Source organism: Vibrio barjaei (assembly GCF_001639065.2).
Classification (GTDB): Bacteria; Pseudomonadota; Gammaproteobacteria; order Enterobacterales; family Vibrionaceae; genus Vibrio; species Vibrio barjaei.
In genome coordinates this window covers 1-315 of the sequence record NZ_LQXO02000014.1, presented here as the reverse complement: position 1 = coordinate 315, position 315 = coordinate 1, and the positions used below count along the sequence as shown (strand labels likewise).

General features: G+C 45.1%; 1 tRNA gene. It reads left to right on the top strand.

The annotated features are described in order from the left end of the window. Positions 1 to 119 precede the first annotated feature (119 nt). Positions 120 to 196: transfer RNA gene (locus AWH66_RS09610), tRNA-Arg, on the top strand. The last annotated feature ends 119 nt before the right edge of the window (positions 197 to 315 follow it).

Here is a 315-nt window from a genome sequence, read left to right as displayed (position 1 = left end):
GTATACGGTTTGTAGCCGTATCGAGGGTTCGAATCCCTCCCTCACCGCCATTTATTGACTGTTTCAGTCAATTTTTTTGTTCAAAAAGAAATTAAATGTGATATGCTTCACAACCTTGCGCGCTCGTAGCTCAGCTGGATAGAGTACCTGGCTACGAACCAGGCGGTCGAAGGTTCGAATCCTTCCGAGCGCGCCATTCTTTTCGAATGATAGGTTAGGTAAAAGATTTAAGTGAGAACTTAATTCAACACCGGTTATAGCGAAAGCTGTACAAAGACTTGTTGCGCGCTCGTAGCTCAGCTGGATAGAGTACCT